Annotated in this window: 8 protein-coding genes and 1 pseudogene; 5 read left to right on the top strand and 4 right to left on the bottom strand. The window is 68.7% G+C overall.

Translation table 11 applies throughout. From position 1 onward, the window contains the following. The 5 genes and pseudogenes from ACFE7D_RS00965 to ACFE7D_RS00945 form a co-directional block, all read left to right on the top strand. Window positions 1-402: pseudogene (locus ACFE7D_RS00965) on the top strand (argininosuccinate lyase); the annotation flags it as partial. Further along, window positions 399-641 (top strand): hypothetical protein, encoded by a 243-nt coding sequence (locus tag ACFE7D_RS00960; protein ID WP_375393557.1) that lies wholly within the window; start codon window positions 399-401, stop codon window positions 639-641. The pseudogene ACFE7D_RS00965 and the gene ACFE7D_RS00960, both read left to right, overlap by 4 nt. A gap of 2 nt (window positions 642-643) precedes the next feature. Then, window positions 644-1,903 carry a diaminopimelate decarboxylase gene (gene lysA / locus ACFE7D_RS00955; protein WP_375393556.1) on the top strand — a complete coding sequence of 420 codons (1,260 nt, stop codon included), beginning with the start codon at window positions 644-646 and terminating at the stop codon, window positions 1,901-1,903. Further along, a complete protein-coding gene (locus tag ACFE7D_RS00950; RefSeq protein ID WP_375393555.1) occupies window positions 1,900-2,664 on the top strand; it encodes an NAD(P)-dependent oxidoreductase in 765 nt (254 codons plus the stop codon). The genes lysA and ACFE7D_RS00950 overlap by 4 nt, the downstream gene beginning before the upstream one ends. Next, a complete protein-coding gene (locus ACFE7D_RS00945) occupies window positions 2,661-3,611 on the top strand; it encodes a zinc transporter ZntB (protein ID WP_375393554.1) in 951 nt (316 codons plus the stop codon). Before ACFE7D_RS00950 ends, ACFE7D_RS00945 begins: the two co-directional genes overlap by 4 nt. A 7-nt stretch (window positions 3,612-3,618) precedes the next feature. Here the strand turns inward: ACFE7D_RS00945 and ACFE7D_RS00940 are convergent, their stop codons facing one another. The 4 genes from ACFE7D_RS00940 to fliR are packed head-to-tail and all read right to left on the bottom strand — an operon-like array spanning window position 3,619 to window position 7,455. Next, window positions 3,619-4,017 carry a flagellar protein FliS gene (locus ACFE7D_RS00940; RefSeq protein ID WP_375393553.1) on the bottom strand — a complete coding sequence of 133 codons (399 nt, stop codon included), beginning with the start codon at window positions 4,015-4,017 and terminating at the stop codon, window positions 3,619-3,621. Continuing rightward, window positions 4,017-5,504, bottom strand: coding sequence for a flagellar filament capping protein FliD (gene fliD, locus ACFE7D_RS00935; protein WP_375393552.1), 1,488 nt, complete (start codon window positions 5,502-5,504; stop codon window positions 4,017-4,019). Before fliD ends, ACFE7D_RS00940 begins: the two co-directional genes overlap by 1 nt. A gap of 50 nt (window positions 5,505-5,554) precedes the next feature. Beyond that, window positions 5,555-6,682: a flagellar type III secretion system protein FlhB gene (flhB, locus tag ACFE7D_RS00930; RefSeq protein ID WP_375393551.1), complete on the bottom strand. Its 1,128-nt coding sequence runs from the start codon at window positions 6,680-6,682 to the stop codon at window positions 5,555-5,557. Next, window positions 6,682-7,455 carry a flagellar biosynthetic protein FliR gene (gene fliR, locus ACFE7D_RS00925; protein WP_375393560.1) on the bottom strand — a complete coding sequence of 258 codons (774 nt, stop codon included), beginning with the start codon at window positions 7,453-7,455 and terminating at the stop codon, window positions 6,682-6,684. The genes flhB and fliR overlap by 1 nt, the downstream gene beginning before the upstream one ends. Window positions 7,456-7,504: the final 49 nt, after the last annotated feature.

Genomic DNA, 7,504 nt, shown 5'->3' with positions numbered 1-7,504 from the left:
GACAAGCCGCCGGTGTTCGAGGCGCACGATCTGCTCGCGCTGTCGATCGCGGCGATGACCGGGATGGTCGAAAGCGCGACGTTCCGGACCGAGCGGATGCGTGGCGTCGCGGAAGCCGGCTTCGCGACGGCGACCGATCTCGCCGATTGGCTGGTGCGCGAGGGCGGGCTGCCGTTCCGCGAGGCGCATCACGTCACCGGCCGCGCGGTGGCACGCGCGGAGGCGCTCGGGGTCGCGCTCGACGCGCTGTCGATCGCGGACCTGAAGGCGATCGATGACCGGATCGACGAACGCGTGTACGGCGTGTTGTCGGTCGATGCGTCGGTCGCCAGCCGGACGAGCTTCGGGGGCACCGCGCCGGTCAACGTACGCGCCGCGATTGCCGCCGCGCGGGGAGAATGACGATGCGCACCTTGCCCCTGCTGATCGCCGCCGCGACGCTTGCCGGATGCGGGTCGGCGTCGCAGCTGAAGCCGGCGGCGGGCAAGAGCCTGCCCGTCGCGCCCTATGGCGCATCGACCCGGCCGACGTCGCTGCAATTGCTGACCCCGACGAGTCAGGAGCGTCCGCAGCGCAGCGACGAATTGCTGACCAATTCGCAGGCGCGCCGCAGCGATGAATTCGACCTGCCGCCGCAATAACGATGGACCATTTCGGCTATAAGGACGGCGTCCTGCACTGCGAGCATGTGCCGCTGCCTGAAATCGCGGCGGCGGTCGGCACGCCGGCCTATGTCTATTCGACCGCCACCTTCCGCCGGCATGCGCAGGTGTTCCGCGACGGTCTGTCCGCGGTGCCGCGGGTGCATCTGGCCTATGCGGTCAAGGCAAACCCCAATCTGGCGGTGCTGCGCGTCCTGGCGAACGAGTGCTACGGCGCGGATGTCGTATCCGCGGGCGAGATGGCGCGGGCGCTCGCGGCGGGGATGGATCCCAAGGATATCGTGTTCTCCGGCGTCGGCAAGACCGTGGGCGAACTGGCGCGCGCGCTCGATGCCGGGATCGGCCAGTTCAATCTGGAACTGGAGGAGGAGGGCGACGTGCTCGGTATGCTCGCGGTCCAGCGCGGCGCGGCCGCGCCCGCGGTGCTGCGCGTGAACCCGGACGTCGATGCCGGCACGCATGCCAAGATCTCGACAGGCCGCCGCGAGAACAAGTTCGGCGTCCCGATCGATCATGCGACCGAGATGTACGCGCGCCTCGCCGAGGTCGACGGGCTGAGCATGCGCGGAATCGCGATCCATATCGGCAGCCAGTTGCTCGACCTCGCGCCCCTGGAGGCGGCGTATGAACGGATCGGGCGGCTGGTCGCGGATCTGCGCGGTTTCGGCCATTTCATCAGCCGTGTCGACCTGGGCGGCGGGTTGGGCATACCCTATAAGCCCGGCGACGCCCCGCCGAGTCCCGCCGAATATGGCGCGATGGTGGCGCGGGTGACGCGGGACTGGGACGTCGAACTGATGTTCGAACCCGGCCGCGTCATCGCGGGCAACGCGGGGGTGTTGCTGACCGAAGTGGTCTGGGTCAAACCCGGTGCGGTCAACCCCTATGTCATCGTCGATGCGGCGATGAACGACCTCGCGCGGCCGGCGATGTACGACGCGTGGCATGACTTCGCCGCGGTCCGACCGACGGGCGCGCGGATGACCGCGAACATCGCCGGGCCGGTATGCGAAAGCGGCGATACCTTCGCGATGGGTCGCGACATCGATCACGTCGCGCGCGGCGATCTGGCGGTGTTCCGCACCGCGGGCGCGTATGGCGCGACGATGGCGTCCACCTACAACAGCCGCGCGCTGGTGCCCCAGGTGCTGGTCGATGGCGACCGGTTCGCGGTAGTCGCGGACCGGGTCAGCGCGGAGACGCTGATCGCCGCCGAACGCGTGCCGGATTGGCTGCGGTGAGCCTTCACAGCCTGCCGCTGTTCATGCGTATGGCGGGCCGTCCGGTGATCCTGCTGGGCGAGGGCGAGGCGGCGGATGCGAAGCGGCGACTGCTCGAGCGCGCGGGTGCGGCGATCGTCGGCGAGGATGCGATAGCCGCATTGGCGATCGTCGCGATCGACGACGAGTACGCGGCGCTGGCCGCGGTGGCGCGGTTGAAGGCGCGCGGGGTGCTGGTCAATGCGGTCGATCGGCCCGATCACTGCGATTTCACGGTGCCCGCGATTATCGATCGCTCGCCGGTGCTGGTCGCCATCGGCACGGGCGGGATCTCCGCCGGGCTCGCGGCCGCGTTGCGCCAGCGGCTCGAGGAGATATTGCCGGCTGCGCTGGGCGCGCTGGCGACCGCATTGTCCGATGCGCGCGGCGCGGTGCGGACGCGCTATCCCGACGGCGCGGCGCGGCGGCGTGCGATCGGCGCCGCACTGTCGGCGGGCGGGGCGCTCGATCCGCTCGGACCGGCACCCGACGTGGCGGCGTGGCTGGCCGGTGGCGGGACCGTCACCGGCTCGGTCCACCGGATCAGGCTACGGTCGGGCGATCCCGACGACGTCACGCTCGGCGAGGCGCGCGCGCTCGCGCAGGCGGACCGGGTCGTCCACGCGGCCGACGTCCCCGTCGCGATCGTCGATCGCGCGCGCGCCGATGCGGTACGTATCCGCCACGGCGCGCCGATGGATCCCGCGGAGGGGCTGACCGTGGAACTGGAGATGGCGCGATGAACGGGTTCGGTTACCGGATCACGGGCGACACGGCGGAGCGCGTCGCGGTCAAGGACGCGCTGGCTGGCACCGCCGACCTGATATGGGTCCATCTGACGAGCAACGAAGCGGAGGCGCAAGCCTGGCTGTGCGACGAGGCACATCTGAGCAATTATGTGGTCGATGCGCTGACCGCGATGGAGACGCGCCCCCGCTGCGAAGCGTTCGACGAGGGTGCTCTCGTTAATCTGCGCGGGCGATCGCGCGAAGCGATCGATGCGTCCGACCTGCTCCCCTCGGTGCGAATCTGGGCGGTGAAGGGCCGCGTCTATTCGGTGACGCGCAAGCCGCTCTACGCGATCGACGCAGTCGAGAAGGAGGTCGAGGCGGGCCACATCCTCGATCCCGGCGACCTGATCGCGGCGTTCGCGACCGCGATCACGTCGGACCTCGATCCGCAAGTCACCGACCTCGGTGATCTGCTCGACGATTGCGAGGAAAGCCTGGACGCGAACAAGGTGTTCGAACTGCGCCGCCACGTCACCCGCGTCCGCGTCGAGGCGATCGCCTATCGCCGTTTCCTGAACCCGCAACGCACCGCTTTGGAAAACCTGGCGGGGTTGCCGGGCGAATGGCTGGCCGCCGACGACCGGCAGCACCTCGCCTCCGCCGCGGACCGCGCCGCGCGCATGGCGGAGGAGGTCGAATCGATCCGCGAACGCGCGTCGCTGATCCACGAGGCGCTGACCGACCTGCGCGCCGAACAGATCGACCGGCGCAGTCTGGTCATCGCGATCGTCGCGATGATCTTCCTGCCGCTGACCTTCATCACCGGCGTCTACGGCATGAACGTCGCGAACCTGCCCTATGCGCAGAGCCCCTGGGCGTTCGATGCGATCATGGGGTTCTGCCTGGCGATCACCGTCGGGGTGCTCGGCTATTTCATGCGCAACCACTGGTTCCGGTAGCAGCGGGTCACGCCGCGCGTGCGGTCGTCCAGGCCGAAGCGATCTCGCCCATCGACGCCGCAGCATCGCGGAACGGCATCGAATCGTGGCCGATCGACGCGTCGACGATCGTCCGCCGCGCGCCGGCGTAGAATTTCGCGAGCGTTCCCGACAACGCCCCGCCGCGCTCGTGATCGAGCCCGGCCTCGAGCGCGAACAGGATCGCGGTCGCGCGGGTGATGCGTTCGCCCTTCTTGGCGAAATTGCGCGCGTCGGTCGCCCAGGCGGCAGCACGCAGCGCCGCGATCAGTTCCTCATACAGCAATTGCACGAGCGCAGGCGCATCGGCACCCGCGGTGCGGCCGGCGACATCGACCTGGCGGTATGTCGCCGCGGGATCGCGGGCGAGAACGGTCGCATAGGCCATCATGAGTTCGGCTTGTTCCAGGCGGCGATCTGCGCGGTCAGGAACGTCTGGGTATTCTTGTACGCCGCAACCTTGGCATCCATCGCGGCATATTGCTGCGTCAGCTGCGTCTTGGTCGCGGCCGCCGCGGTCGTTTCGGTGCTTTGTTCGTCGGTCACATTGCCTTGCTGTTTGGTGTAGTTCGCGGTCGCCACGTCAAGGCCATAGATCGGATCGGTCGCCTGCTTGGCGATCGCGGCCAGCGCGGCGGACAGGCCGTTGTTCGTCGAGGCGCTGCCGGTGCCGACCGCGAACATCGATTCGACGTCGGTCGGAAAATTGTTCAGCGCATTGGCGAGCGCGGTCCGGTCGAGCGTCAGCGTCCCGTCCTTGTTGGTCCCGACGCCAAGCTCCGCCAGCGTGCTCGGACCGCCCGCCGACGCAGGGGTCGACAATCTGGTGGTGGTCAGCACCGTCAGGTTGCGCCGCAGCGCGGCGACGGTGGGGTCGGTCTTCAGCACGCCGGTCACCGGATCGGTCTGCGTCTTCAGCGTCGCTAGCACCTGGTTGTAGGTATCGACGATGTTGCTAACCGCCTCGCTCAAGGCGGCGCTCGGCGATGTGGTGCCGAGCGTCACCGGCGTCGTCGACGCGCTGACCAGCTTCAGCTGGACCCCCGCGATCAGGTTGCCGATCGTGTTGCTGGCGCGGTGGAAGGTCGCACCGTCCAGCGTCACGACCGCGTCCTGCGCGCTGGTGCCGATCGTCGTGCCCGTCGCCTGACGTCCGACGTTCAGCATCGACAGGCTGATGCCCGACGCGCCCGGGTCGGTATCGGTGCCGGTCAGCTGGAACGCCTGCGACGCGCCGGTCGCGCCCTTGATCGACAGGCGCTGACCATCGCCATCGGCGATCACGCTGGCGGTGACGCCTGCGTTCGCCGCGTTGATCTTTGCCGCGATGCCCGACAACGTCGTGTCGCTGCCGTCGATCGTGATCGAGACCGGGTCGGCGCTGCCGGCGGTGAAGGTCGTCGTGCCGCTGCCGTCCGTCGTCTCGCTGCCGAACTGGAGCGAGAAGGTGCCGGACCGGAAGGCCGCGGCGGGATCGACCGCATCGTTGGTGGTCGCCGCCTGCGCGGATGCGAGCTGGTCGACGACCAGCGTCGCCGACAGCCCGGCAAGCCTCGACCCCGACAATCCGGTCGCGGTCAGAACGTCGCTGTTCGAACTTGCCGGCTGCGTGGACAGCGTGCCGCCCGTCGCCAATTGGTTGAACGCGGTGGAGAAACCGGTGATGCCGCTCTTCACCGCGGCGACCCCGGAAATCTGCGCGGTCAGCGTCGTCTGCTCGTCGGCGAGCTGGCTGTTCTTCGCGGCATATTGCGCGGTGACCAGCGACGTGACGAGCGAACCGATATCGATGCCCGAGCCAGCGCCGAGCGTCTGGACGATCGAAGCGGCGGAGGTCGTGCTCGCCGTGCTCGTCGTGCTCGTGGTCGTCGTCATCGCTGATTCTCCGGCACCTGTCACAAGAAACGACTGCCGACGGCGATTGTTTAGGCGGTTTTGACGCCGTATTCGTCGAACCGCGCGGATGGGGGGACGTCTACGGGCGGCGGTGTCCCGCCGTTCTTCGCGTTCAGCCCGAGCACGAAGGCGAGCACCGTCGCCAGCGCCATGTACAGGTCGTCGCGGACCTCCTGCCCCTCGCGGCTAGTGTAATAGACCGCGCGCGCCAGCATCGGATATTCCAGCATCGGCACCCGGTTCTCGCCCGCCAGTTCGCGGATCGCCGCCGCGGTCGCGCCGCGTCCGCGCGCGACGACGACGGGGACTTGGTCGCGGCCCCGGTCGTACCGCAGCGCCACGGCAAAGTGGGTGGGATTGGTCAGCACGACATGCGCCTCCGCCACCGCCTTGCGGATGCTGCGGTTCGCCATCGCGCGCTGCTTGGCGCGCTGGTTCTGCTTGGCTTCGGGCGAGCCTTCGGTTTCCTTGTGCTCGTCCTTGATCTCCTGTTTCGACATGCGCAGTTTCGCCAGCAGGCGGACGATCTGGATCGGCACGTCGAGCCCGGCGATCGCCGCCAGCCCCGCCGCCATCGCGATCAGGACTCCGATGAACGTGCCGCCAAGCGCGCCGATCCCCGGGCCGAGATCGGCGGAGGACAGCCCGATCGTGACGTGCGACGCGCGCCAGAGCATGTAGCCGCCGATCGTCCCGAGCAGCACGACCTTGGCGAGCGACTTGCCAAGTTCGATCCAGCCGTTGGTGCCGAAGATCCGCTTCACGCCCGGCCCCGGATTGATCCGCGATGCCTTCGGCGCGAGCAGCGATCCGTTGAAGTGCAGCGCGCCCAGGCTGCCGCCGCCGAGGATCGTCGCTGCCAGCGTCATCGCGAACAAGGCGGCGAGCGACGGCGCAAGCTTCCATCCCGCCTCGCCGAGCGGTCGCCACGGCGAGAAATCGGCGATGTCCGCATGCGTGAACGACAGGCTTGCGGCCATCACCGCCTTGCATGCGCCGACGAGCGACTGGCCGAAGACCGACAGCCAGACGACCCCGGCCAGGACGACGAGTGCGGTGCCGAAATCCTTGGATCGAAGGACGTTGCCGTCCCTGACCGCGTCGCGTCTGCGCTTGGCGGTTGGCGCTTCGGTCTTTTCGCCGAATTCGTCCGCCATCAGCCGAGCACCATCGTCTGCGTGGCGGCGAGCGCTTCGCGGATGATGACGACCATGTAATCGCCCATCGCCGGGAACGAGAGCGCGAGCGCAATGACGCCGACCGCCAGGCTGGCGGGCAGGCCGACCGCGAACAGGTTGAGCGAGGGCGCGGCGCGGCTCAGCATCCCGACGACGAGATTGAGGCACAGCAGCAGGAAACCGACCGGCAACGCGAGGAGCAGCCCGGCAAGGAACACGTAGCTGCCGAAGAACGCGATGTTCTTCAGCCGATCGACACCGAGCCACGCCGCACCGGGCGGCAGCGCGTCATAGCTCTTCACCACCATCTCGACGAGGACGAGGTGCCCGTTCATCGACAGGAACAACAGCGTCAGCATGACCGTGAAGAAGGTCCCGAGCGCAGGCGTCGATCGGCCGTTCTGCGGGTCGATCGACGAGGCGAAGCCGATCCCCATCGACGTGCCGATAACCTCGGCCGCGACCAGCGGCGCAGAGAACGCGACCTGCAGGACGAAGCCGAGCGCGATCCCGACCAGCGCCTCGGCGACGACCGCTAGCACCGTCGCGACCGCGAAGATCTGCGGCGGCGGGACGATCGGATGCGCGGCAAGTACCAGCACCCCGATCGCCCCCGACAGCGACACGCGCACCACCAGCGGCAGCGACACCGCAGCGAACACCGGCGCGGTCATGAAGGTGGCGCCGACGCGGACCATCACGAAGACGAGTGCCCATAATTGCGGCTCGATGGAAAGGCCTAGGCCTAACACCGCGCGGGTACGCCTGGGCACGCTACCCCGTCACCCCGGCCTCGCGCCG

The organism is uncultured Sphingomonas sp. (genome assembly GCF_964244235.1).
Classification (GTDB): Bacteria; Pseudomonadota; Alphaproteobacteria; order Sphingomonadales; family Sphingomonadaceae; genus Sphingomonas.
This window is presented reverse-complemented; position numbering and strand designations above follow the sequence as displayed.

What these genes read in the sequence shown, in the direction of transcription:
- ACFE7D_RS00960 (WP_375393557.1), top strand. Translation starts at nt 399, where the DNA reads ATGACGATGCGCACCTTGCCCCTGCTGATCGCCGCCGCGACGCTTGCC.
- ACFE7D_RS00940 (WP_375393553.1), bottom strand. Translation starts at nt 4,017, where the DNA reads ATGGCCTATGCGACCGTTCTCGCCCGCGATCCCGCGGCGACATACCGC.
- lysA (WP_375393556.1), top strand. Translation starts at nt 644, where the DNA reads ATGGACCATTTCGGCTATAAGGACGGCGTCCTGCACTGCGAGCATGTG.
- ACFE7D_RS00945 (WP_375393554.1), top strand. Translation starts at nt 2,661, where the DNA reads ATGAACGGGTTCGGTTACCGGATCACGGGCGACACGGCGGAGCGCGTC.
- flhB (WP_375393551.1), bottom strand. Translation starts at nt 6,682, where the DNA reads ATGGCGGACGAATTCGGCGAAAAGACCGAAGCGCCAACCGCCAAGCGC.
- fliD (WP_375393552.1), bottom strand. Translation starts at nt 5,504, where the DNA reads ATGACGACGACCACGAGCACGACGAGCACGGCGAGCACGACCTCCGCC.